A 24100-nucleotide genomic window follows, 5' to 3' on the forward strand; every position below is an offset into this window, starting at 1 on the left:
TAAAGCGTTTACAAATTATTTCAAAATAATTAGTAAATCCATTCATTCATTAATTTTGAGTAGTCAACTAATTCTTCTTCTTTAAAGAAAATAGCAATCTCGCGCTCTGCGCTTTCTAAAGAATCAGAACCATGGATAATGTTTTTCGCAACAGTTACACCGAAATCTCCACGAATTGTTCCAGGAGCTGCTTCATGTGGTCTTGTTTTCCCCATCATGTTACGAGCTGTATCTACTACACCTTCACCTTGCCATACCATTGCGAATACAGGTCCAGATGTAATAAAGTCTACTAACTCACCAAAGAAAGGTTTTTCCTTATGCTCAGCGTAGTGTTGTCCAGCAATTTCTGGAGTGACTTGCATTAATTTTGCACCAACTAATTGAAAGCCTTTTTTCTCAAAACGAGCTACAATTTCCCCAATGAAGGCACGTTGTACACCGTCTGGTTTTACCATTAGAAATGTTTTTTCCATAAAAAATCTCTCCACTTCTGAATTATGTATGTAATTGTATATCCCCACACACATATTATCACCCTTATCACAATTGTGCAATAGTTTTGAAATAGAGAGATTATTTTATTTTTTAGAATAAACCTTAAAATTTTCGTTTTCCAATATACTTTGCAACATTTTGTAATGCGTACTTTGCTTTTCCACGTGGGAGTGGTTTTATTATTTCTAAAGCTTTATGTAAATAACGTTCACTAAACGCAAATGCTTGATCAATTGCTGTACTATTTTTTACAGCATCAATAATTTCTTGCATTTCACTTGCTGTTGAATTTTCATGTACAGATGTGATTTTCTGACGAAGTACGGGATCTTCCATCGCATATAAAGCAGGAAGTGTAATATTCCCTTGTAGTAAATCCCCACCAGCAGGTTTTCCAAGTTTCTCTTCTGTAGAAACGAAGTCTAAAATGTCATCAATAATTTGATAAGACATTCCTACAAAATACCCATACCAAAATAGACGATTTACCGTATCACGATTAGCACCAGCAGCAATCGCTCCCAATTGACAACTCGCGGCAATTAATAATGCTGTTTTTCGCTTTATTCTTCTTAAATACGTTCTTAAATTTTGGTCATAATTGTATTTATCTTTAATTTGTTCAATTTCACCTTTACAGACTTCTAAAATAGTATGTGATAACGCTTGATGTGCCTCTGGAATTTCGATATTGGTTATACATTCAAGAGACTTAGCGAACAGATAGTCCCCTGTATACATCGCAATACGATCTCCCCATTTCGCATTCACAGTCGCACTGCCGCGTCGTAAAAATGCAGCATCAATAACATCATCGTGAACAAGAGAAGCCATATGAATAAGTTCTAACGCAACAGCAACATGCTTAATCGCATCTAACTTATAATCTCCAAATTTCCCTGCAAGCAACACAAATACAGGACGAATTCGTTTCCCACCAGCTTCAATAAGCTGTAATGCTGCCTCTTCTACTAATGGCTGTTCAGAAGCGACTGTCTTTTTTAATTCTTTTTCTATCACATTAATATCCGATCGTAAAAAAGAGTACATAAGTTGTAACTTCATATTGTTCACCTTAACCTAAAACTTCTTTTTTCTATTTTGATTCTGGTTTAATTCCTAAATGCATTGCTGCTACCCCAAAAGTAAATGGTTTCACTTGCACACGTTCAAGTCCAGCTTGCTCAAACATTTGAGCCAATTCTTTCATCCCTGGGAACGTACTAGCAGATTCTTGAAGCCATGAATATTCTTTATAACTTTTCGCAAACATCTTTCCAAATAACGGCATGATATATTTAAAGTATAAAATATACCCTTGTCGAAAACCAATCATTGTTGGTTGAGATGTTTCTAAACAGATTACTTTTCCACCTGGTTTTACTACACGCGTCATTTCTTTTAATACGTGCATATAATCCGGTACGTTACGTAAACCAAACCCAATCGTCACATAATCAAACGTATTATCTTCAAACGGAAGTTCCATTGCATTCCCATGTAGAAGTTCTACTTGTTTTAATTGTAACGCCTCTACCTTTTGCTTACCAACAGATAACATATTTTCACTGAAGTCTAAGCCAACAACCTTTCCTTGCTCACCTACGGCTCCAGCTAGCGCAATTGTCCAATCTGCGGTTCCACAGCATACATCAAGCGCTTGACTGCCTGGTTGTACATCCATAATTCGCATCGTTTCTTTCCGCCACGCTTTATGTCTTTGAAAACTAATTACAGAATTCATCACATCGTATTTATCAGAAATCTTTTCAAATACGTCATGTACTCTTTCTTCTTTTGATTGTTGCATGCTCGTACCTTCTTCCAATGTAAAATTGCTTATGTCTTCTATTTATTCCTTAACACAGAATTTATTTCATTTATGTCTGTGTGATTTTCTAAAAATTGTTTTTCTTTCTTTCTCAATTCCTTCATCCAACCATTAATCACTACTTCTGCTTTATCCCCTAAAGCATCTTGCATAGCTTGAAAAACAGGTGAATGTTGCTTATCAGCATACAATTGAATTTCTTTTTGAAGGCGATTTCCACCTAATACGTATGTGATAAATGGCTTCCAATGTGATAACTGAAAATGATCACATGTTTTTTGAAGGAGCGCAGACTCAATCGTTACTATGCTTTTCATTATGTCATCCGTCGTTTCATGCGCTTTTTGGTATAACATAATTTTGTGTTCATTTATCTCTTTAATTCCTTCAGCAAGTGCACGAATTAAAACAATATCACGATTCATAGACAATAAATAATAATATAGTCCACTATAGTAATCGCCTGCAAGTACTGTTAATTGACGACATTTATGGAATTCAATCTCTTCCTCGCCTGCTTTATTTGATACCCTTTCATGCGTATCAAGCGCAATTTGTACAAGCATAATTGTTACTACGTAATGCTCAATTTGTTCTATATGTAAGTTTGCACTCTTTAAAGCACCATATAACAATGCTATCTTTTCTTCATCAATAAATGGTTCTTCAATATAGTTTATAAAATAAGGATGGCGTAATTTCTCCATCAATTTTTCTTTTATACCCGCATACCCTCCGTAGATGTCACACACAAAAAATCACCCTTGTTTTCTAATTCATAAAACTTATTATAACACATACACTCTATTTTCTATAACCAAAACTTGGCTACACCTACCATTCATGTAAGCAATCTTTCTAATCTCACTCTGTCTAGTTAAAACTATATCATTTATTTACTAAAAAAAAAAAGAAAAGCAGTTTCCCGCTTTTCTTTACTTCGTTTTAATAAACGATAAAATTTCACTGCGCGCTGCAGCATCATTTTCAAGCACACCACGCACTGCTGTCGTTACTGTTTTCGCACCTGGTTTTTTCACACCACGCATCGTCATACACATATGTTCTGCTTCTACTACTACCATTACACCATGAGGCTCTAGTACTTCCATAATAGAGTTCGCTACTGTTGATGTAATACGTTCTTGCAGTTGTGGGCGACGTGCAATTGTATCTACGGTACGAGCTAATTTACTTAACCCTGTTACCTTTCCACCTTGCGGAATATATGCAACGTGAGCAACTCCATAGAATGGTACTAAATGATGCTCACACATCGAATAAAATGGTATATCTTTTACTAGTACAAGCTCTTCGTGATCTTCTCCGAATACTTTATGCAAATGCTCTTTCGGATCTTCATGCATACCTGAGAACACTTCTGCGTACATTTTTGCAACACGCTTTGGTGTATCAAGTACTCCCTCACGATTTGGGTCATCCCCAATCGCCTCTAAAATAAGGCGTACTGCATGTTCAATTTGTTCTAAATTAACTTTTGCCATCCGCTAGCCCTCCCGAAAACCTAAAAGTGATACGAACACATTCTAGCATATTTATGTTTTTAAAAGCAAAAAGAAGAGTTCCCAAAAAGGAAACTCTTCTTCCCTGTTAATATGTAAGGATTATTTAACCGCATCTTTTAACGCTTTACCAGGTTTGAATGCAGGTACTTTACTTGCAGCGATTTCAATCTCCTCACCTGTTTGTGGGTTACGACCTTTACGAGCCGCACGCTCACGAACTTCGAAGTTACCGAATCCGATCAGTTGTACTTTATCACCTTGTTTTAAAGCTTCTAAGATAGAATCAAAAACAGCGTCTACTGCTTTTGTTGCGTCCTTTTTAGAAAGGGAACTTGCTTCTGCAACAGCATTGATTAAATCTGTCTTGTTCATGCCATTCACCTCCTCCCAAAGATAAGACTGTATAATGATCATAAAATGAGTCTTACTTTCATTTGTAGGCAATTTTTGCAAATTCTATACTACAAAGATGTAGATAAATCATTATCAACGCCTATATTATACGATTCTCCTTTATAATTCAATATTTTTAAGGAAATTGTTACTCTTAAAATGTGAAAATCTGATGAAACTTGACAATTTACAACAATGTATTAGATAATGACTGTTTATTTTTCTATTTTATAATCAAAAAAAACAAAAAATCCCTCTACAATGAGAGGGATTTTTTCTTATAGTATAATCGCAATTAATCCGCCAGATCCTTCATTAATAATTCTTTCTAGCGTTTCTTTTAATTTATATCTAGCATTTTCTGGCATTAAAGATAATTTCGCCTGAATTCCTTCTCGAACAATCGAGCTAAGTGAACGTCCAAATATATCAGAATTCCAAATTGATAACGGGTCATCTTCAAAATCTTGCATTAAATAACGAACTAATTCTTCACTTTGCTTTTCAGTACCAATAATCGGCTCAAACGTTGACTCTACATCTACTTTAATCATATGAATAGATGGCGCTACCGCTTTTAACTTCACACCAAACCTTGAACCGTGACGAATAATTTCTGGCTCATCTAAGCTCATATCCGCTAATGCAGGTGCTGCTACACCATATCCTGTTTGCTTAACCATACGCAGTGCATCCGCCACTTGATCGTACTCTATTTTCGCATGAGATAAATCGAGCATAAGCTTTAACAAATGATCTTTCCCTCGAATTTCTACTCCTACTACTTCTTTTAAAATCTGATCATATAATTCATCTGGCGCATATAAATCAATCTCCGCCACACCTTGCCCCATATCAATGCCAGCTAGGCTCGCTCGATCAATAAATTCATATTGACTAAACTGCCAAACAACGCGATCCACATCACGAAGACGTTTTATATCCTTCACAGTTTCTTGAACTGCTTCTTGATAACTTTGACGCAACCAATGCCCTTCATTTAGCACCATTACCCAACTCGGAAGGTTCACATTCACTTCTAATACAGGGAATTCAAATAGCGCTTCACGAAGTACATTATATACATCTGTTTCTCTTAAACTCTCCACACTCATTGCAATAACCGGGATATCATATTCTTCTGATAAACTTTGGCGTAATTGCTCTGTATCTGGATGATACGGCTGTACCGTATTAATTATCATAATGAAAGGTTTTCCTACTTCTTTCAACTCATTTACAACGCGTTCTTCTGCCTCTATATAATCTCTTCTTGGAATTTCACCAATTGTTCCATCTGTTGTAATTACAACACCAATTGTTGAATGTTCTTGAATTACTTTACGCGTGCCGATTTCTGCAGCTTCATGGAATGGAATAGGTTCTTCATACCAAGGGGTATTAATCATACGCGGGCCATTCTCATCTTCATAGCCCTTCGCTCCAGGAACCGTATATCCAACACAATCTACTAATCGAATATTCACTTCAAGTCCTTCATCTACTTCGATAGAAACCGCTTGGTTTGGAACAAACTTCGGTTCCGTCGTCATAATTGTACGACCAGCAGCACTTTGAGGCAATTCATCCTGCGCTCTTTGACGGTCAGACTCATTCTCAATATTTGGAATAACTACAAGTTCCATAAATTTTTTAATGAATGTTGATTTCCCTGTTCGAACAGCTCCTACAACTCCAAAATAAATATCACCGCCTGTTCGTTCTGCAATATCTTTAAAAATATCTACCTTTTCCAAGTGATTCCCTCCCTCAAAATTTTTGGGAATAATTCCGCGTTTATAGTCAACTAATACCTTCTCTAACGTTGCCTATAATATCTGATATAATATAATGGTATTCTAGAAGTTCGGACAATATATCATATAATTTTGTCCAATTTCATATGACTATTAAAAAATATCTTTTGTTTGCATCGTAAGTTGTATAACATAAAAAACCTTTCTTCTAGAACTTATTCACTAAAAGAAAGGTTCATGACTTATCATTTTAAAAAAATTGGTTCTCCGTCCTTTACTGTGTACGGTAAAGAATAAGCTGGTACAAACGGGGAACCTTTCGAAAGTATATTTCGAATATCTTCTCCCTCTGTAAACTGCCCTTCATTTTTTTTCAAAGCGTCATATAGGTCGATTCTATAATCAACAAAAACTTCTCCTTTTTCATTAATTACAAAAGGAAGTCCTTTACCAGAATATGGACTTGTCACTTGTGGCACATCTTTATATCCTAGTTTTTTGAAATCCAATTCATATACACCATCTGAAATTACTTTTTTAAAAGGTGGATATTGATGTTCATCACGATACATCCTAAGCTTTAAAGATAGTTCCTGAATTTGTTCAGCCATCCTAACATCAATTAACTTTACTGTCGGATTTGTTTCAACGTCTATTAATACGTATTGATATACTCCTCCACTTTCATACGCATTCCCTGGCGCTTCTTGTATGTAACGCGGGGCAATCTGTTGAAAATCGATTGGATACTTTTGATAAATAGGTGTACTCATATCCCTCGTCTTAATTGGCAATATCCCATCATTTTGCTCCTTAAATGTCACAACAGCTTTTTGAACAACCTGTAGCTGATCTTCATAAGGAACCGCATTTTGCTTCATATTTTCTTTCGGATACAGACACCCCGTTAAAAGGCTCATACAACAAAATATTAAAATAACATGGAATTTTTTCACTAGCATCACCTTTTCATACTAATCTAATTTGCTCCGTATGTAGTATTTTCGAGACCATTCCATTTACTGCTGTACAGGTCCACTAAATACAACAAGAAAAATAACAATTCCTGACACAATCATAAGGGTGTACGCTACTAACGCTGTAATCCCTTTCAAAAATTTATTCTTTATTCTATGTCTACTTAATAAAATAAAACTTACTGCAAAAAACATAAATCCAATTGCCCCTAAAGCCAGCCACATTTTCATAAGCCCTTCTGACATATACACACCCCTTTTTATTAATCTATTTTTATACTATTTTAACAAATTAAAATCTTTAAACAAATACAAAAAGAACATTTTACTACAAATCGCGAGTATGTAACTTTAATCAATAGGTTTTCCAGCATTTCTCACCAATCTAGGCAAAAATAAAACCGAAGCGATTGTATCTCTCGCTTCGGTTGACCAAATATGCCCAAAAACAGCTCTATTCCCATTCTTTCATGGCTATCATATGCAATCTCCAAACTCTTTGTTTCTCATAATTTATTTTTTAAACATTTTGCTTAACGAACCAAAATCTGTTGGCATATTATTATTAATAATCGCTTTTACAATTTGATCCTCTTGCTCTTTCGGCACTTCACGTCCCGCCATAAGAGCCACTTGATGAATTAATTGACGAAGTACAGTTTCATCACGTAAATTCGCATTTTGCACGGATGATGCTAATTTAAAAATATCCTCTTTATTTACTTTCGCTTCCTTCTCAATATTATTAAAAATATTATTATCCATTCTTTTCACCCTCTCCTCAAGTTACTCTTCATCCTATGCAAAAATGAAAAAATGGTGAAAAGACCCAAAAAATAAAAAAGCGACAGAAGTACAAATGTACTTCTGTCGCTTTTCTTTACAGTAAATCAGGTATAGCTTCCACTTCATGTTTTCGAACACGTCCCATCAATGAGCCTACTGCATCTTTTACGTTATTCCCATTGAACAGCACGTCATATAAAGCAGCTGTAATCGGCATTTCAACTTCCATTTTCTCTGCCAATTCATGAGCAGCTTTCGTTGTTCTTACACCTTCCACAACCATACCCATGCTTTCTAACACTTCTTCTAAAGAGTGTCCTTTTCCAAGCATATTTCCAGCGCGCCAATTTCGGCTATGAACACTTGTACAAGTTACAATTAAGTCTCCCATACCAGTTAGACCAGCAAACGTTAACGGATTCCCGCCCATTTTTCTTCCTAAACGAGCAATCTCTGTTAAACCACGTGTCATCAATGCCGCCTTTGCATTATCACCTAATCCAAGACCATCAGTTATACCAGCAGCTAATGCGATAATATTTTTTAACGCACCACCAAGTTCAACTCCAACGATATCTGGATTTGTGTATACACGAAAATAACTATTCATAAATAAATCTTGTACTTCCTCAGCCGCTTCCATACGCTTTGCTGCAGACGTAACTGTTGTCGCTTGTCGTAAACCGACTTCTTCAGCATGACTCGGTCCAGACAGTACAACAACATCTTTAATTAAGTGCTCTGGAATTTCTTCCTCAATCACTTCCGAAATACGTTTTGACGTACCAGGTTCAATTCCTTTGCTCGCATGAATCCAAGTAATTGGTTCAGTAACAATTTCTTTCATCTCTTGTAATACATCTCTGTACGCTTTCGTTGGTACTACTAGCAGTACTGTATTTACATCTACTAATGCTTCTTCTAAAGAAGAGTAGGCTACGATTGTGCTTGGCAATGTAATGCCTGGGAGATATCGACTATTCTCATGTTTCGTATTAATTTCATCCATAAGTTCTGGGCGATTTCCCCAAATACGTACATCATGTCCATTGTCAGCTAATACCATCGCTAACGCTGTTCCCCAGCTACCTGCTCCTACTACTGTGATTTTTGTCATAAAATCACATCCTCTCCATTAGTCTCTTGCTCTAGCGATAATGTGAATCGGCGTTCCTACGAAGCCAAATGATTCACGTAAGCGATTCTTTAAGAAACGCTCATATGAGAAGTGCAATAATTCTGGATCGTTTACAAACACAACAAATGTCGGTGGTTTTACCGCAACTTGTGTTGCATAGAAAATTTTCAGACGGCTACCATTATGAGTTGGCGTCGGATTCATCGCTACCGCATCCATAATTACATCGTTTAATACGTTCGTTTGAATACGGATACTATGACTTTCATTTACCTCATCGATAACCGGTATTAATGTTTGTGTACGTTTTCTCGTTTTTGCAGATAAGAAAACAATTGGTGCGTATTCTAAGAATTGGAAATGAGCACGGATATTTTCTTCAAATGCTTTCATTGTTTTTTCGTCTTTTTTCACTGCATCCCATTTATTTACAACGATAACAACAGCTCGCCCTGAATCATGAGCATATCCAGCGATTTTTTTATCTTGCTCAATAATTCCTTCTTCACCATCTAAAACGACTAAAACAACGTCAGAACGTTCAATCGCTCTTAGCGCACGAAGTACACTATATTTTTCTGTACTTTCATACACTTTTCCTTTTTTACGCATACCAGCTGTATCAATAATTACATAATCTTTTCCATCTTTACTATATGGTGTATCGACAGCATCACGAGTTGTTCCTGCTACATTACTAACAATTACACGCTCTTGACCAAGAAGAGCATTTACAAGTGATGATTTCCCTACGTTTGGACGTCCAATTAAAGAGAAACGAATTGTGTCTTCATCATATCCGTCTTCTTCAATCTTTGGAAAATGTTGTGCAGCTTCGTCTAGTAAGTCACCTAACCCTAATCCGTGTGTACCTGAAATTGGGAATGGTTCGCCAAATCCTAATGCATAAAAGTCATAAATGTCACTGCGCATTTCCGGATTGTCTACTTTATTTACTGCAAGTACAACCGGTTTATTTGAACGATATAAAATTTTTGCAACTTCTTCATCAGCTGCTGTTACACCGTCACGACCGTTTGTCATAAAAATGATAACATCCGCTTCATCAATTGCTACTTCAGCTTGTTGACGAATTTGTGTCAAAAACGGCTCGTCTCCAATATCAATTCCGCCCGTATCAATAATGTTAAATTCATGATTTAACCATTCTCCAGCGCTATAAATACGATCGCGCGTTACACCTGGAATATCTTCTACGATTGAAACTCTTTCTCCAACAATTCTATTGAAAATAGTAGATTTCCCTACGTTCGGGCGACCTACTATCGCTATTACTGGTTTCGGCATATACTTTCATCCTTTCAACTTGCTTCTGTTTATTATGTAAAAAACCCTTCTTTGTGCAAGAAGGGATTTGCATTCCAGAATATTTCTCAACGTATCAAAACACCTCACATTATAACACACGTTGCTAATGTTTCACAATAATATATACATTCTCTTGTAAGCGATGTGCAATACCATCTAAAATTGCTTCTAAATTATTTGCAACAAATTCTAGTTCCTCCGTCGATTCGCAAACGAATAAAGGAGCACCACCTGCAAATTTTTCTGGAGTCGTTGTTATAACTGCCAGAATAACACTTTCTAACATCATCTCTTATCTCCCCTTCCTTTTGGGGCTTCCGATGACATATGGACAGCACTTTCTAACGTTGGTACATTTCCTATGACACCTATCGCTTTCTCTGCATCTTGATCTTGCGGCAGGACAAAAATCCCAACCCTGCCATCCTCTAAATCACGCTTTGCTAACGGTACAAGCGCTGGTGTACCAGAATCTCTATAAATCCCTAACGCTACTGAAACATCGTGTAAAATAGCTTGTCGTTGCCCTAAATTTGAGATTGTAACCATCGCATCAATTGATTTCGGCTTTAAAATAAAACCCATACCATATTTCATAATTTCTTCTTGTCTTGCTGGCAATCCAATATTCATAATGTAAATATTGTCAATATAAAGCCCTGCTCCTTCAAAACGAAGCGGAACGTGCTCAATTTCAACAAGATCATGTAGCCTTTTACCAGACATTAATTTTTTCGCGATAAAAAATGCGATTATAGCCATAATTACTCCTGCAATCCATGAACGGAATCCTATATACGCAAACGTCGTTGCAAACGACGTTAACATTGCCAAATAGTTGCGACTTTCAAAAACCAATGCAATTCCTTCAATGTATGTATTTCCACGCGGTACGAGCTCATACCCATCTAATTGTTGAAGCGTATTTCTTTCCATATTACGTACATCACGAAATTGTGTCGCTGCTAATGTAAGAAATGTAATGGCAGAAAAATCTTTTTTCAAAATAGACGGGATTGCAATCGCTCCTAAAGCAGCTGCAATTAACCCCATTGCAATATGAATAATTTTCCCATGTAGCCTCGTCGGATATTGCCGCGTATCCGTCCGAAGCATTAGCACCCTTGTAACTGTCCCTGCTATTACGCCGCATAAAATGGCTGGTGTATATTCAGTCATGTATTACCCTCGCCTTTCTTTTACGTGTTTTTCTCTTAAACCGTTCCATGTATACTGATGCTTTTGCAATCCAAAACAATATTGCCATGAATAATGTAGAAATGGCGACGATATCAAAAAATGCTAAACTACCGTAATCATATGGAAAATTCAATTTCCTAAAAATAAATGTCACTAGCAGCTCTCCTTGTAACATCCCTACATATAGAGAACATAATCGTAATATGCGATCCCCATGCAATAACACCGATGCATACACAAGAGCACTACTTAGCAGAAACACTCTATCCACCACAATCCAAATCGGATCATATATTTCTAACAGATGAAAACTCGTATATAACATTGCAATAATAAGTGCCGAAAGTAAGCTATACAATTTTTTCCAGACGGAATATAGCGTGATCCCTATAAAAGAAATAATACAAAGTAAAAGAGCATTTACTGATACCACGAATGAGGCAATCGTTACATGTAACGGAGAGCAAATTATAAAAAACAGTATACAAGCGCCTAACTTCCACCGGATAGGGTCCTTTTTCATAAAAAAGGTTACAATGATCCACCCTATCCAAGCTACAAAATAAAAAGTACTTCCATCCATCAACTTCACCTCCTATGTTTTCCATTATGGGAACTTTTTATGAAAGTTAATCCACTTTATTTACGCATAGTTTTTTCTTATAACAGCAACACTTTTAACAAGGAGGTGTTATTCATTATGGGTAAAGATCGCCAAGAACGAAAACTACGAGAATCACGCCGCGTTGAATCCGATCGTGATCAATCACTACAATATCCAGGTGCAACTGGACTTGATACACCAGAACAGGCTCGAAAACAAAACCAGCACTAATTAATACAAAAAGACGGTTTCTATATTGTACGAAACCGTCTTTTACATAATCAGTTTAATGATTTCTATTTATATCGAAATAATATTTCGCATACTATATCTTCCCATTACTTCTTTTTACCTTCACCTATTCCCATTAAAAATTAAGTTCTCTCCAGTAATTCGACAACACACCATCTACATTTTTCAACCCTTTTTCAATTACAATTTTTACGAAATGATATTTTTATATAATACTAATTCCATTCTCCACTTTATATTACGAAAAAGAATAGAACAAAAAAAAATCAACCGAATGGTTGATTTTTTATCTCCTACTATAATGCGCAGTATCAATACCACGCTGCATTAACCAATGATATGTTTCACCCTTTACAACAAGAGGTACAGATTGCAACTCTTCTATCGTCTTCGCACCAAGAGCTGTCATTATAAATTTCAAATCTGTATGTAGAAGCTCAATTTCATCTACTAACTTCTCGATACCATCTTGCATTAAAATACGTAAAAAATAACCAGCAAACGCAGTTGTATTCGCCCCTAATGCGATTGCTTTCGCTACGTCAAGCGCTGTTTGTATACCCCCAGATGCAATAAAAGAGAGGTTATTATTTGTAGAGGTTGCTTCAATAATCGAGGTTGCTGTTTGTATGCCCCAGTTATTAAAATAAGAAAGCATTCGCTGTCTTCTTTCGTTTTCAACAGCAGCAAAATTCGTACCACCTTGCCCACCAATATCAATTGCTGTTACACCTACGTTCACTAACTGTTGCATTGTTTCCTTACTCATCCCAAATCCAACTTCTTTTACAATGATAGGAACTTTACTATTTAAAACAATTTTCTCAATGCGCTGAAGTACTCCAGTAAAATCACGGTCTCCTTCTGGCATCGTTAACTCTTGTATGACATTTAAATGAATTTGTAATGCATTCGCTTCAATCATATCAACGGCGCGCTCTGCCTGCTCGATAGTTGCCTCACTACCTAAATTAGCAAAGAAAATACCATTTGGGTTTACCTTTCTAATCACCTTATAAGAAGCAGCTTCACTTTCATCTTTTAACGCCGCCATTTGCGAACCTACAGCCATAGCAAGGTTATGATGTTTCGCTACATATGCTAATTGCTCATTAATATGTAACGTTTTCTCTCCTCCACCACCAGTCATCGCATTGATAAAAATCGGCGAACTTAGTGAAAGTTCGCCGATTTTTGTTTCACATGTTATTGTGTCATAATTTGAATTTGGCAAGCTTTGATGCACAAAATCAATATCATGAAAGCCATGCGTACGAGACTGACCAGTAGAAAGAGCGTATTCAATATGATCTAATTTACGTTTTGCCCTTACCACTTGTACCCCTCATTATTTCTTTAATTTTTTCAGTTGTTCACCAATAATATCACTTAATTGGAAAGTAGCAGAATCAGCATTTGGCTCATACTGACTATAATCTTCAGTTACATTATTTTCCTCAAGCGCTTCTTTTATACTTAAAGAAATACGTTTCTCTGCTACGTGAACTTCAAGTACTTTCACTTTTACTTCTTGTCCCATTTCCAATACTTCATTCGGATTTTTCACGTGACGATTTGCAATTTGAGATACGTGTACAAGCCCTTCAACGCCCGGTAAAATCTCAACGAATGCACCAAATGTAACAAGGCGTTTTACTACTCCCTCACGAATATCTCCAGCTTTTATTTCGCCAGCAACGTTTTCCCAAGGTCCTGGTTGAGCTGCTTTAATTGATAAAGAAATACGTTGTGTATCAGCATCAACAGATAACACCTTTACCTTAACCTTTTGACCTTGCTCTAACACTTCAGAAGGTTGCTCTACACGTTCGTGTGAAATTTGTGAAATGTGAACTAAACCGTCCACTCCACCAACGTTAACGAATGCGCCAAAGTCAGTTAATCGTTGTACTGTTCCTTCAACAACGTCCCCTTCTTTTAATGAAGAAATTGCTTCTTTTTTCTTAGAATCTAGTTCTAATTCTACTACCGCTTTATGCGAAAGGATTACACGATTTTTTTCACGGTCTAATTCAACAATTTTCACCGCTAATGTTTTACCTTTATAGTCAGTAAAGTCTTCTACATAATGTACTTCTACAAGTGAAGCTGGAATAAAACCGCGAACACCAAGGTCCACAACTAATCCGCCATTCACAATATCTTTTACAGTAACATCAAATACATGACCAGAAGTAAATTTCTCTTGTAGTTCTACCCATGCTTTTTCTGCATCAACAGCACGTTTAGATAAGACAAGATCATCTTCTTCTAATTTAATAATTTTCAACTCTAGTGTTTGATCTAATTCTACAACATCGCTTGCTTTTTCAATATGAACGTTAGCTAATTCACTAATTGGAATTACGCCATCTGTTTTGTATCCAACATTTACAAGCACTTGTTTCTCTTCAACCTTCGTTACAGAACCTGTAACAACGTCACCAACTTGTAATTCTTTTGAATCCATAACTTCTTCATTCATTTTCTCTACCATGGAAATACCTCCCTACAGAATTGACAAAGCATTTTTTATGTATATACGAAATGAAAACAAAGTTTTCATTTGCATGTTTAAGAATTTCTCATCACATACTCTTTTTCAATAACATTCACAAGAAAATATATTAAACCTATATAAATAGTATACAGCAAAACCAGCTTGAAAAAAGTATGTTTTGAAATATAATAGCGAATATATTCTGACAGTTTTATTCCTCTTTAACTAACTTCTTACAAATCAGCTCATTTGTCAAGGAAAGAGACTCACAATTCACGTATCCTTTACATTTCTATTTAAACAAAAAAAGAAAGAGGACTATCCCCTTTCTTTATTTCGCAAACACTCCAGAAACAATGCTCATAATTTTTTGGACAACTTCTTCAATTGATAAAGAAGTCGTATCTAATTCCAATGCATCATCAGCCTTTTTTAGTGGAGAAACTTCGCGTTCTGAATCTAATTTATCACGCTGAGCAATTTCTTCTTTTAGCTGCTCTAAATTAGAATCGAAACCTTTATTTAAATTTTCTAAATGTCTTCTTTCCGCTCTTTCTTCAACAGAAGCAAGCATAAAGATTTTCACTTCAGCATCCGGTAATACATGTGTACCAATATCACGGCCGTCCATTACAACGCCGCCTTTTTTCGCTAACTCTTGCTGACGACGTACCATTTCTTCACGAACAAGGCGATGTTTCGCTACAATAGATACTCGATTCGTCACATCAGGTGTACGAATTACTTCAGAAACATCTTGTCCATTTAAAAATACAAGCTGTGTATTTTCTCCTTGCTGAAACTCAATATTTACATTCTTTACAACTTCCATTAACTGCTCTTCATTTTCAATGTCTACTTTTTGTTCAAGGGCTGCATATGTAAGCGTACGGTACATTGCGCCTGTATCAATATAAACGTAAGAAAGTTCCTTCGCAACAACTTTTGCCACTGTACTTTTCCCAGCAGCTGCTGGACCATCTATAGCAATTGAAATTCGTTTATCCATTGTAACACCTCATTTTTTCACTTATAAAACAAAACGAAAAGCAGGTGTTCACCCTGCTTCTTCTCATTTGCTTCACGTCATTAAATCCTCAATTATTGTAGCATAATCCTTCATAGAAGAAAATGAAAACTACCTATTCACCTGCAAGATTTCCACTTTGTTTTTTACCATGACACCCTCATAATAAACAATTTTAGATAAATATTTCACTGATGACTTATGTATAAATAACAATTGCACAACAGAAAGACAAATGAATTGTATTATTAATATACGAATAAAAATTCTCTCCATCTTTTTCACCGGAATTCTTCCCTCCTATACTATATTTGCACATTTCGTTTCATGATTTTATACATCGTACATATAGCAGTTAATTTTATTGTCATTTTCGAGGCATACTTTTATACATTTCCATTGTCGAATTTACTCAAAACATGTTATGTTCTAAATGTATTTTTTACTTGAAAGGGGTATAAGCATTGAAAAGAATCCTAGTTTTACACACAGGTGGAACAATTGCAATGGAGGAAGATAAAGAAACTGGGGTCGTACAACCAGGTGAAAAAAATCCTCTTTTAAAATTCATTCCTGATTTAGAAGGCGATGTTGATTTAATCGTTGAAGATGTGTTCCACCTACCATCTCCTCATATGACACCGAGCGAAATGTTACAATTACAAGTCATCATTGATGAAAGAGTAAAACAAGACAACATTCATGGCGTAGTCATTACGCATGGCACGGATACATTAGAAGAAACAGCTTATTTCTTAGATTTAACAGTACAAGCAACTATTCCGATCGTAGTGACAGGTGCAATGCGCTCTAGCAATGAGTTAGGTGCTGATGGTCTATATAACTTCTTATCAGCTGTAAAAGTTGCTAGTTGTGATGAAGCTGCAGAAAAAGGTGTTTTAGTCGTATTAAACGACGAAATTCATTGCGCTACAAATGTAACGAAAACACATACAAGTAATGTTGCAACATTCCAAAGCCCACAATACGGACCAATTGGAATGGTAACAAAACGCGGCGTTGTCTTCCATCACGCTTTAGTACATCACGAAACATATACGATAAACAAAGTGTCTAAAAATGTAGTTGTTCTAAAAGCATATGCTGGCATGGATGATACATTATTAGCAGCAATCGAAAATCTTCCTGTAGACGGCATTGTTATCGAAGCTCTTGGACAAGGTAATCTCCCTCCAAGAACACTACCTAGTCTAGAAAGATTATTAAATAGAGGTATTCCTGTCGTATTAGTTTCTCGCTGTTTCAACGGTATCGTTCAAGACGTATATTCGTATGAAGGTGGCGGTAAACACTTAAAAGATATGGGCATTGTATTCACATACGGCTTAAATGCACAAAAAGCACGCATTAAATTACTTGTTGCATTAGAGAATACAAATTCTCATGAATCCATTCAAAATATGTTTATGCACGAATAAAAAGGAGCTGTCGAGGTTTTCCCGACAGCTCCTTTTTATTTTTCTCTTGATGCAACGGTTTGCGCAATCGCATCTCCATGAAATCTTCCGTTCTCGATAAATATTTCATTTGCATTATTTCCAGCAGCAATGACACCTGCAATGAAAATATTTTCAGCATTCGTTTCCATTCTATCCTCTGTATAAATTGGACGTCCTGTTTCTTCATCAATCTGAACACCCATCTTCGTTAAGAAGCTATGATCAGGATGATAACCAGTCATCGCAAATACAAAATCGTTTTTGATTGTAAGAGCTTCACCATCAACTGTAAACGTTAATGTATGCTCAGTAATTTCTTTCACATGAGCCCCAAAATGCATTTGAATTGTACCATTTCGTACTAACGCCTCAAATTCCGGCAAAATCCAAGGCTTTATGCTTGGTGAATACTCACTTCCACGATACAGTACCGTTACACGTGCACCAGATTTAACAAGTTCTAACGCGGCATCTACACTCGAGTTTTTCCCACCTATAACTACTACATCTCGATCAAAATAAGGATGCCCCTCTTTAAAATAGTGAGCTACTTTCTTCAATTCCTCACCTGGAACATTCATATAATTTGGATTATCATAATATCCAGTTGCTACAACAATATATTTCGCTATATATATTTCCTTACTTCCGTCACGCTTTGTCGTCTCAACCTGAAAAGCTTCTCCATCTTTTTGAACTTTCTCCACTCGCTCAAAAGCATTTACACGTACAGATTTACGTCTTACTACTTCACGATAATACGCAAGCGCTTGATTTCGAACTGGCTTACGATTTTCTGTAATAAAAGCTACATCACCAATTTCTAATTTTTCACTAGAAGAGAAAAATGTTTGATGAGTTGGATAATTATAAATGGCATTTACAATGTTTCCTTTTTCAATTACTAACGGATTTATCCCTACCTTTTGCAACGAAATTGCAGCCGCTAATCCGCACGGACCGCCTCCGATTATAATAACTGTTTCTTTCTGCATACTCGTCCACTCCTAGTCTTCTACCAATACACTATTTATAAAAACAAGAAAAAACCTACTTACAGCAGTAGGCACCTATCTTTATTGTATTCATTTTTCATATATTTGTCATCTAAACGAAACGTACATCCGATAGACATCTGCTAAAAACTGCTGAAATTTAATACCTTGTTTCCCTAATACATTCTCAGGATCAATCTTTCTAGCTGGATCAAGCGTTTTATGTGACACGATATCTTTTTTCGGATTTAAGCCAAAGTTTTGGCATAAATACGCATGATACCATGTAAAACGATTATATGCTTCCCAAAAGTTAACATCACCACCATAACAAAGTTCCACTCCAATGGCCGCCTTATTCGCGTCATAGCCATATAAGTCATTATCCGTCGGCACACCATATCGAACATGATACGCAACTTCATTTATAGGAATAATCTCCAATATTGTTTTATCATCTATAAATGTATGCGCCGAAGCTTTCGGTTGTAATTCATTAAAGTAATCTCGATTCCCTATCGCATTGCTTCCAGGATTCCCCGTATCATGGCTTACAATAAATCTCACTTTAGTCAGAGGAATCCCCGGTCGTGAACTTCCATATCCAATATAGTTGCGCTCTATAGGAAACATCGCCATTGCTACCAACTCCCGCTCTAGAAGATTACCTTACTTCCTTATATATGTATTCGGTAGCAATGTCCTTATCGCATATTTCTTACGCGAAGAGAAAATCGAAAATATTTGAAGTGAACACCATAAACAACAAGATACTTACAGCCACTCCATAAAAACCGTAAAACCAAACACAATCTTCTTTCGTATCTAAACCGAAAAATTTATTTACCGATTGTAATAATGTGCCACGCTTGCTTTGTTTGTTTCGTAATACTTCCACTCGCTCTACAACATCTGCTGGCATCATAAATCTTTGGTCTACTGTCATTTTCATCATTTATCTCTCCTTAAAATCATTTCCGTTTTGTTTATCTAAGGAGAGTATAGCACGTTTGTTCGTATAGAACAAGCGTTCTTTTTATTTTTATTTTATTTTTCAGCAAGCCAAGTAAAAATCGAGATTACAACGGCAATAATCGGCCCTACTACAACCACACCAAATACCAAAAACAGTAACCCTTCCCCGAACATCCGAACGGTACTTATTTTTCGAGCTTTCATCGTTCTTGCAAGTTCTCCCTCTAACCTCTTAACCTTCTCTTCTAATTGTTCTACTCGTTCCAGCATTTCATTCTCCATATACAACACCTCATTTAATACTTCAACAAAAAAACGCGATTCCCTCGAAAGGAAATCACGTTTTCTCAAGATATAATATTTTATACCCAACCTCTGAAGCGGCTTGCTTCAGCCATTTTACGAACACCAACCATGTACGCCGCTAAGCGCATGTTCACTTTACGAACTTGTGCTGTTTCATAAATAGAATCAAATGATCTTACCATTACTTTTTCTAAACGTTGTTCTACTTCTTCTTCAGTCCAGTAGTAACCTTGGTTGTTTTGTACCCACTCAAAGTAAGATACTGTTACACCACCAGCACTTGCTAACACGTCTGGAACAAGCAAAATTCCGCGATCTGTTAAAATTTTAGTCGCTTCTAATGTTGTTGGACCATTTGCAGCTTCAACAACGATTTTCGCTTTAATATCATTAGCATTTTCTTCTGTAATTTGGTTCTCAATTGCAGCTGGTACTAAAATATCGCAATCAAGTTCTAACAATTCTTTGTTTGAAATTGTATTGTTAAATAGCTTTGTTACTGTACCGAAGCTATCACGACGGTCTAATAAATAATCAATATCTAATCCGTTTGGATCATGTAACGCGCCGTAAGCATCTGAGATTGCAATAACTTTCGCACCTGCATCATGCATAAATTTAGCTAAGAAGCTACCAGCATTACCGAATCCTTGAACAACAACGCGTGCACCCTTAATATCAATGCCACGTTTTTTAGCAGCTTCGCGAATACAAATTGTTACACCTTTCGCTGTTGCTGTTTCACGTCCATGTGATCCACCTAATACAAGCGGTTTACCTGTAATAAATCCTGGTGAATTAAATTCATCAATACGGCTATACTCATCCATCATCCACGCCATAATTTGAGAGTTTGTGAATACATCTGGAGCTGGAATATCTTTCGTCGGACCTACGATTTGGCTAATTGCTCGTACATAACCGCGGCTTAATCTTTCTAACTCACGGAATGACATTTCACGTGGATCACAGATAATTCCACCCTTACCTCCACCATATGGTAAATCAACAATACCACATTTTAAACTCATCCAGATTGAAAGTGCTTTCACTTCATTTTCTGTTACATTCGGATGGAAGCGAATTCCACCTTTCGTTGGACCAACAGCATCATTATGTTGCGCACGATATCCTGTAAATATTTTAACAGTCCCGTCATCCATACGAACTGGTATTTTCACTGTCATCATACGAATTGGTTCTTTTAATAATTCATATACTTCGTTTGGATAACCCAATTTTTCTAACGCTTCACTAATAACAATTTGTGTTGAATTCAATAGTTCAAAATGTTGTTCCCTTTGTTGTTGTGTTTTTGTTTGAGTTCCCTTTTCGGCTACCATAGTAAGTAAACCCCCTGTAATTTCACTTGTTTAGTAAACCTTCATTGCCTAGTATACACCCTTAAATTTGGAATGCAATAGAAAACGCTAACAAATATATACAAACTATTTTCTGTTGCAAGCGTTTTCACTATTATTATAGTCCTTTTATTACTTTTAGAAAAGTAAAATACTTAAATATTTAAATATTTTTTATTTTCATCAACCACCCTCCCATAAAACTGCATATTTTATTTTCAAAAAGTATGTTCGAGTATTTACAATCATCCCTTCCCTTCTCCAAATAAAAACAAAACCTCAGCTATGTTGTATTAGCTGAGGTTTTGTTTTTTCACAAAGTAATTGTGTATTTGTTCTATCGCGTTAACATCCATTAATTCTTTACCGTACTCCATGATGCGATAAATGGTTGCTGTAGACGGATTACCGTATTCCGCTAAAATAGCTATAAAATCCGCCTTTAACAATTGAATTTGTTCCTCTTCTTCCACCCAAAGATAGAAGCGCTCATCCCACGTATATAGCTTTCCGCCAGTTACACCAAGGTTATATAAGCGATTCGACAGGTTAATTACGTCATCTAGCGTAGCAAACTCATATAATATATGCTCACTTTCATCTAGAGTCACTTGCATTTCAATAAACTCGTCACGGAACTCATCATCTGTATCCATTTCTTGATTTTCTTTCGTTACAATTACAACCATCCCTTGTGCTTGTAGAGAAAACACTTCAACTGCAATCGGACCATCTGCTTCAAACCCTAATTCCTTATTTGCTTCTTGCATCATATCACGAAATAATTGCTGTACTTTCGGTGCATTTCTCCATAAATCTTCTTTCGTTAATCCTCGTTCAGATAAATCATCAAATGTTAGAAAAATTTTTATCTTATTGTAATTTAATCGTTCCAGCCTCATCTCATACCCTCCCTACGTAACCAATGCATCTAATTTTTATTATATGAAATAGAAAATAGATGGTTCTTTTCGAACAACTATTCCGACATTTTTAACCATCCATCCCATTCTTCTTTCGTATCACCAATTAAGATTGTTTCAATGTCCAACTGGTTTAGAACGCCTAGATTTCCGATAAATCCAACAGAAAGAGATTCCCTTTTTTCTTGTAATAAATTTATAAAGTTCATCGTCTTTTTCATTTCTTGTTCGTCAGCAAAAGATATAAATACATATTTCGGCTGTATTTCCTCTACCGCTGATAACATACCATCTTCAGCTAAGCTTGTCCTAATATATATCGCCTCATATCCTTTTAAGCGTAAATAAGTTGAAAAAATAAATCCTTTCAATGCATCCTTTTCTAACACAATAACTTTGTGTAAAGAGGAAAACATTGAGGCATTGTGATACACCATCCCTAGACGCGTTTGTAAAAATGATAGTGCATATTGAAATTGCACCATTGAAATCTCATTATTATTTTTTGACGTTAATAATTTGTCTGTCACTCGAAGAACGATACTGGCAACAACCTTTTCTGTTGAATATATACTAAAAGCTTCGTTTAATAATGCAGCAATTGTAATTTCATCAAATTTTAACAAAGCTTGTAGCAAATCGTCCACTAAAACAACTTCTTTATCGAAATGTATCTCTTTTTGAACTGTACTCTGCAAACGATTCTCTTCTAATAACTGAACTGCTTGTCCAATCATCATACCGGAAGAAACTTTTTCCATTAACCATTTTAAAATTTGAATATGCTCTTCTGTATATAAGCGATGCCCAGCTTGATTCCGCTTTGGGGCAATAATTTGATATCGTCTTTCCCATGCACGAAGCGTACTCGGCTGAACTCCAATTATATTCGAAACGGCTTTTATATTATATTTCCCACTAAGAGTTGGCATCATTTCCCTCCGCACAATGTAATGATATGTGTTTGAGCAGGTGCTCGGAAACGAAGTGGTATCAATGTTGTTCCATACCCATTACTAACAAAGAGAATCGTATTCAAATGGTTATATACGCCACCTTTTAAATATTTTTTAGATGGGAATAATCGGATTTGTCCTCCATGCGTATGTCCACTTAACACAAGTGAAATCTGTTCATTTCCAGACATTTTTTTTATTATATCAGGGTTGTGACTAACTAGGATACGAAAACCATCTTCTTTACAATCCGCCAATGCCAAATCTAGACGATCACGGTGCAATCCAACATCATCTATACCGAGCAAACAAATTTTCTCTCCTAATTCAGACTCAAATACCACTCTTGTATTATCTAAAACTTTTACGTTATTTTCTAATAATAACGCATCTAATTCATGATATTCTATCTCATAATCATTGTTTCCCCACACAAAATATACAGGACCTATCTCTCTTAACTTTTGAATATTCGCAGAGATTTTTGATAAAGAGACACCTTTCTCTGCTAAATCTCCTCCGATAATTACGAGATCTACTTTTCCTTTTACTTGTTCAATTAACAAATTCGAAATGACCCTTCTATGAATATCAGAAATAAAAAACACATTTACTTTTTGAAAACTTTTCGGAAATTCTTTAAATACTAAAGTATGTTCCAACACCGTATTACGCATCGCTTCTTTATACATCACAAAAAGTAATAAAATCCCCATGCCTATGAGAGTACTGAATAATATAATCCATATCATATTTTTGACTCCCTCCTCATAAAGATAATCCTAGGCTTTTATAACAAACTGTGATCGCTTAACTCGCTAGCTTTCTTGCTTTGTGGACTTATCTTTTATCGGAATTTTTAATTCTTGACCTGCACTCACTTCATCTTCCTGCAAGTTATTATACTTTTTAATTACTTCAATTCCATTTCCATCTGAAAAATATTGCTTCGCTATACTTTCTAAAGTTTCTCCCTCTTTCACAGTATGCGTTATTACTTTTTCAGAATGTTTCTGCGACTCAGATTTAGCTGAATCAAAGAAGATTACTTCAAACGCACTTTTTCCAGCATTATTACTATCACCCTTCACCTGAATATATTTATCCGTGTACCACAAAATACTAATCGGCAGAAGAATGAATAGAAATGTTAAAACCCGGACGAAAATGTGATTTATTTTAAACTTTTGTTTTTTCTCTTTATTTCTATGAATTTCACTACGCGGCGGTAAACTTTCTTTTTCTTCCACTCGCTCAACTTCTAATTCCTCTTCAAAATCAGGAATTCGTTTCCTCATGTTGTTCA

30 protein-coding genes are annotated in these 24100 nt (G+C 35.9%); 2 read left to right on the top strand and 28 right to left on the bottom strand.

What is annotated here, in order from left to right; genetic code table 11:
• Positions 1-29: 29 nt before the first annotated feature.
• From ndk to IQ781_RS07975, 15 genes are all read right to left on the bottom strand, one after another.
• A complete protein-coding gene (ndk, locus tag IQ781_RS07905; protein ID WP_000415883.1) occupies positions 30-476 on the bottom strand; it encodes a nucleoside-diphosphate kinase in 447 nt (148 codons plus the stop codon).
• Positions 477-600: 124 nt separating this feature from the next.
• Complete coding sequence (gene hepT / locus IQ781_RS07910; protein ID WP_000776077.1) at positions 601-1563, bottom strand: heptaprenyl diphosphate synthase component II; 963 nt, start codon at positions 1561-1563, stop codon at positions 601-603.
• A 31-nt stretch (positions 1564-1594) separates the two neighbouring features.
• Entirely contained in the window at positions 1595-2308 is a 714-nt protein-coding gene (gene menG / locus IQ781_RS07915; RefSeq protein ID WP_001187674.1) for a 2-heptaprenyl-1,4-naphthoquinone methyltransferase, read from the bottom strand.
• Positions 2309-2346: 38 nt separating this feature from the next.
• Entirely contained in the window at positions 2347-3081 is a 735-nt protein-coding gene (locus IQ781_RS07920; RefSeq protein ID WP_000332847.1) for a heptaprenyl diphosphate synthase component 1, read from the bottom strand.
• A gap of 183 nt (positions 3082-3264) precedes the next feature.
• On the bottom strand, positions 3265-3834 hold the full coding sequence (folE, locus tag IQ781_RS07925; protein ID WP_001151482.1) for a GTP cyclohydrolase I FolE: 570 nt from the start codon (positions 3832-3834) through the stop codon (positions 3265-3267).
• 120 nt (positions 3835-3954) lie between these two features.
• Complete coding sequence (locus tag IQ781_RS07930) at positions 3955-4227, bottom strand: HU family DNA-binding protein (protein WP_001043860.1); 273 nt, start codon at positions 4225-4227, stop codon at positions 3955-3957.
• Between the two features lie 299 nt (positions 4228-4526).
• Complete coding sequence (spoIVA, locus tag IQ781_RS07935) at positions 4527-6005, bottom strand: stage IV sporulation protein A (protein WP_000416519.1); 1479 nt, start codon at positions 6003-6005, stop codon at positions 4527-4529.
• Positions 6006-6250: 245 nt separating this feature from the next.
• Positions 6251-6961 carry a hypothetical protein gene (locus IQ781_RS07940; protein WP_242808280.1) on the bottom strand — a complete coding sequence of 237 codons (711 nt, stop codon included), beginning with the start codon at positions 6959-6961 and terminating at the stop codon, positions 6251-6253.
• A 63-nt stretch (positions 6962-7024) separates the two neighbouring features.
• Positions 7025-7228 carry a DUF2768 domain-containing protein gene (locus tag IQ781_RS07945; protein WP_001289008.1) on the bottom strand — a complete coding sequence of 68 codons (204 nt, stop codon included), beginning with the start codon at positions 7226-7228 and terminating at the stop codon, positions 7025-7027.
• 267 nt (positions 7229-7495) lie between these two features.
• Positions 7496-7747 carry a stage VI sporulation protein F gene (locus IQ781_RS07950; protein WP_000369754.1) on the bottom strand — a complete coding sequence of 84 codons (252 nt, stop codon included), beginning with the start codon at positions 7745-7747 and terminating at the stop codon, positions 7496-7498.
• A gap of 115 nt (positions 7748-7862) precedes the next feature.
• Complete coding sequence (locus IQ781_RS07955) at positions 7863-8885, bottom strand: NAD(P)H-dependent glycerol-3-phosphate dehydrogenase (RefSeq protein ID WP_000161763.1); 1023 nt, start codon at positions 8883-8885, stop codon at positions 7863-7865.
• Positions 8886-8903: 18 nt separating this feature from the next.
• A complete protein-coding gene (gene der / locus IQ781_RS07960; protein WP_001125893.1) occupies positions 8904-10214 on the bottom strand; it encodes a ribosome biogenesis GTPase Der in 1311 nt (436 codons plus the stop codon).
• A 124-nt stretch (positions 10215-10338) separates the two neighbouring features.
• Positions 10339-10524: a capping complex subunit for YIEGIA gene (locus IQ781_RS07965; RefSeq protein ID WP_000979059.1), complete on the bottom strand. Its 186-nt coding sequence runs from the start codon at positions 10522-10524 to the stop codon at positions 10339-10341.
• Positions 10521-11414: a YIEGIA family protein gene (locus IQ781_RS07970; protein WP_000141596.1), complete on the bottom strand. Its 894-nt coding sequence runs from the start codon at positions 11412-11414 to the stop codon at positions 10521-10523. Before IQ781_RS07970 ends, IQ781_RS07965 begins: the two co-directional genes overlap by 4 nt.
• Entirely contained in the window at positions 11407-12018 is a 612-nt protein-coding gene (locus tag IQ781_RS07975) for a YphA family membrane protein (RefSeq protein WP_065382322.1), read from the bottom strand. The genes IQ781_RS07970 and IQ781_RS07975 overlap by 8 nt, the downstream gene beginning before the upstream one ends.
• Before the next feature lie 117 nt (positions 12019-12135).
• Here IQ781_RS07975 and IQ781_RS07980 point away from each other — a divergent pair, with 117 nt between their 5' ends.
• Complete coding sequence (locus IQ781_RS07980; RefSeq protein WP_000513900.1) at positions 12136-12270, top strand: YpzI family protein; 135 nt, start codon at positions 12136-12138, stop codon at positions 12268-12270.
• Between the two features lie 307 nt (positions 12271-12577).
• Here the strand turns inward: IQ781_RS07980 and IQ781_RS07985 are convergent, their stop codons facing one another.
• From IQ781_RS07985 to IQ781_RS08000, 4 genes are all read right to left on the bottom strand, one after another.
• Complete coding sequence (locus IQ781_RS07985; RefSeq protein ID WP_000251036.1) at positions 12578-13627, bottom strand: type 2 isopentenyl-diphosphate Delta-isomerase; 1050 nt, start codon at positions 13625-13627, stop codon at positions 12578-12580.
• A 12-nt stretch (positions 13628-13639) separates the two neighbouring features.
• A complete protein-coding gene (rpsA, locus tag IQ781_RS07990) occupies positions 13640-14788 on the bottom strand; it encodes a 30S ribosomal protein S1 (protein WP_000229559.1) in 1149 nt (382 codons plus the stop codon).
• Positions 14789-15122: 334 nt separating this feature from the next.
• On the bottom strand, positions 15123-15800 hold the full coding sequence (cmk, locus tag IQ781_RS07995) for a (d)CMP kinase (RefSeq protein WP_000361252.1): 678 nt from the start codon (positions 15798-15800) through the stop codon (positions 15123-15125).
• 129 nt (positions 15801-15929) lie between these two features.
• Positions 15930-16103 (bottom strand): YpfB family protein, encoded by a 174-nt coding sequence (locus IQ781_RS08000; RefSeq protein ID WP_000738057.1) that lies wholly within the window; start codon positions 16101-16103, stop codon positions 15930-15932.
• Between the two features lie 179 nt (positions 16104-16282).
• On the opposite strand from IQ781_RS08000, the gene ansA reads away from it, so the two are divergent.
• Positions 16283-17257 (top strand): asparaginase, encoded by a 975-nt coding sequence (gene ansA / locus IQ781_RS08005; RefSeq protein WP_000822010.1) that lies wholly within the window; start codon positions 16283-16285, stop codon positions 17255-17257.
• 35 nt (positions 17258-17292) lie between these two features.
• Here the strand turns inward: ansA and IQ781_RS08010 are convergent, their stop codons facing one another.
• The 9 genes from IQ781_RS08010 to IQ781_RS08050 form a co-directional block, all read right to left on the bottom strand.
• Positions 17293-18273 (bottom strand): YpdA family putative bacillithiol disulfide reductase, encoded by a 981-nt coding sequence (locus IQ781_RS08010; RefSeq protein WP_063220799.1) that lies wholly within the window; start codon positions 18271-18273, stop codon positions 17293-17295.
• Positions 18274-18381: 108 nt separating this feature from the next.
• On the bottom strand, positions 18382-18912 hold the full coding sequence (locus IQ781_RS08015; protein ID WP_001240655.1) for a peptidoglycan recognition protein family protein: 531 nt from the start codon (positions 18910-18912) through the stop codon (positions 18382-18384).
• Between the two features lie 79 nt (positions 18913-18991).
• The gene (locus IQ781_RS08020) at positions 18992-19228 is read right to left on the bottom strand and encodes a DUF3961 domain-containing protein (protein WP_001983018.1); all 237 of its coding nucleotides are present in this window, start codon (positions 19226-19228) and stop codon (positions 18992-18994) included.
• Positions 19229-19320: 92 nt separating this feature from the next.
• On the bottom strand, positions 19321-19530 hold the full coding sequence (locus IQ781_RS08025; RefSeq protein WP_000426763.1) for a hypothetical protein: 210 nt from the start codon (positions 19528-19530) through the stop codon (positions 19321-19323).
• 80 nt (positions 19531-19610) lie between these two features.
• On the bottom strand, positions 19611-20897 hold the full coding sequence (gene gudB, locus IQ781_RS08030; protein WP_000225173.1) for an NAD-specific glutamate dehydrogenase: 1287 nt from the start codon (positions 20895-20897) through the stop codon (positions 19611-19613).
• A 311-nt stretch (positions 20898-21208) separates the two neighbouring features.
• Positions 21209-21817, bottom strand: a complete 609-nt coding sequence (locus IQ781_RS08035; protein ID WP_001235402.1) for a genetic competence negative regulator — start codon at positions 21815-21817, stop codon at positions 21209-21211.
• Between the two features lie 77 nt (positions 21818-21894).
• Complete coding sequence (locus tag IQ781_RS08040; RefSeq protein WP_001142719.1) at positions 21895-22770, bottom strand: MerR family transcriptional regulator; 876 nt, start codon at positions 22768-22770, stop codon at positions 21895-21897.
• Positions 22770-23546 (bottom strand): metallophosphoesterase, encoded by a 777-nt coding sequence (locus tag IQ781_RS08045; protein WP_000637791.1) that lies wholly within the window; start codon positions 23544-23546, stop codon positions 22770-22772. Before IQ781_RS08045 ends, IQ781_RS08040 begins: the two co-directional genes overlap by 1 nt.
• A 66-nt stretch (positions 23547-23612) precedes the next feature.
• A complete protein-coding gene (locus tag IQ781_RS08050; protein ID WP_001231553.1) occupies positions 23613-24092 on the bottom strand; it encodes a LysM peptidoglycan-binding domain-containing protein in 480 nt (159 codons plus the stop codon).
• Positions 24093-24100 lie beyond the last annotated feature (8 nt).

Origin of the sequence: Bacillus sp. N447-1 (assembly GCF_022701035.1) — a bacterium.
GTDB lineage: Bacteria > Bacillota > Bacilli > Bacillales > Bacillaceae_G > Bacillus_A > Bacillus_A cereus.

Excerpts from the sequence above, each read along its gene's own strand:
- IQ781_RS08015 (WP_001240655.1), bottom strand. The coding sequence starts at position 18,912 with ATGGCGATGTTTCCTATAGAGCGCAACTATATTGGATATGGAAGTTCA.
- der (WP_001125893.1), bottom strand. The coding sequence starts at position 10,214 with ATGCCGAAACCAGTAATAGCGATAGTAGGTCGCCCGAACGTAGGGAAA.
- IQ781_RS07955 (WP_000161763.1), bottom strand. The coding sequence starts at position 8,885 with ATGACAAAAATCACAGTAGTAGGAGCAGGTAGCTGGGGAACAGCGTTA.
- rpsA (WP_000229559.1), bottom strand. The coding sequence starts at position 14,788 with ATGGTAGAGAAAATGAATGAAGAAGTTATGGATTCAAAAGAATTACAA.
- cmk (WP_000361252.1), bottom strand. The coding sequence starts at position 15,800 with ATGGATAAACGAATTTCAATTGCTATAGATGGTCCAGCAGCTGCTGGG.
- ndk (WP_000415883.1), bottom strand. The coding sequence starts at position 476 with ATGGAAAAAACATTTCTAATGGTAAAACCAGACGGTGTACAACGTGCC.
- IQ781_RS07980 (WP_000513900.1), top strand. The coding sequence starts at position 12,136 with ATGGGTAAAGATCGCCAAGAACGAAAACTACGAGAATCACGCCGCGTT.
- IQ781_RS08020 (WP_001983018.1), bottom strand. The coding sequence starts at position 19,228 with ATGATGAAAATGACAGTAGACCAAAGATTTATGATGCCAGCAGATGTT.
- IQ781_RS08010 (WP_063220799.1), bottom strand. The coding sequence starts at position 18,273 with ATGCAGAAAGAAACAGTTATTATAATCGGAGGCGGTCCGTGCGGATTA.
- IQ781_RS08050 (WP_001231553.1), bottom strand. The coding sequence starts at position 24,092 with ATGAGGAAACGAATTCCTGATTTTGAAGAGGAATTAGAAGTTGAGCGA.
- IQ781_RS08040 (WP_001142719.1), bottom strand. The coding sequence starts at position 22,770 with ATGCCAACTCTTAGTGGGAAATATAATATAAAAGCCGTTTCGAATATA.
- IQ781_RS08045 (WP_000637791.1), bottom strand. The coding sequence starts at position 23,546 with ATGATATGGATTATATTATTCAGTACTCTCATAGGCATGGGGATTTTA.
- IQ781_RS07975 (WP_065382322.1), bottom strand. The coding sequence starts at position 12,018 with ATGGATGGAAGTACTTTTTATTTTGTAGCTTGGATAGGGTGGATCATT.
- IQ781_RS08025 (WP_000426763.1), bottom strand. The coding sequence starts at position 19,530 with ATGGAGAATGAAATGCTGGAACGAGTAGAACAATTAGAAGAGAAGGTT.
- IQ781_RS07945 (WP_001289008.1), bottom strand. The coding sequence starts at position 7,228 with ATGTCAGAAGGGCTTATGAAAATGTGGCTGGCTTTAGGGGCAATTGGA.
- IQ781_RS07965 (WP_000979059.1), bottom strand. The coding sequence starts at position 10,524 with ATGATGTTAGAAAGTGTTATTCTGGCAGTTATAACAACGACTCCAGAA.
- gudB (WP_000225173.1), bottom strand. The coding sequence starts at position 20,897 with ATGGTAGCCGAAAAGGGAACTCAAACAAAAACACAACAACAAAGGGAA.
- IQ781_RS07970 (WP_000141596.1), bottom strand. The coding sequence starts at position 11,414 with ATGACTGAATATACACCAGCCATTTTATGCGGCGTAATAGCAGGGACA.
- folE (WP_001151482.1), bottom strand. The coding sequence starts at position 3,834 with ATGGCAAAAGTTAATTTAGAACAAATTGAACATGCAGTACGCCTTATT.
- hepT (WP_000776077.1), bottom strand. The coding sequence starts at position 1,563 with ATGAAGTTACAACTTATGTACTCTTTTTTACGATCGGATATTAATGTG.
- IQ781_RS07930 (WP_001043860.1), bottom strand. The coding sequence starts at position 4,227 with ATGAACAAGACAGATTTAATCAATGCTGTTGCAGAAGCAAGTTCCCTT.
- IQ781_RS08035 (WP_001235402.1), bottom strand. The coding sequence starts at position 21,817 with ATGAGGCTGGAACGATTAAATTACAATAAGATAAAAATTTTTCTAACA.
- IQ781_RS07950 (WP_000369754.1), bottom strand. The coding sequence starts at position 7,747 with ATGGATAATAATATTTTTAATAATATTGAGAAGGAAGCGAAAGTAAAT.
- menG (WP_001187674.1), bottom strand. The coding sequence starts at position 2,308 with ATGCAACAATCAAAAGAAGAAAGAGTACATGACGTATTTGAAAAGATT.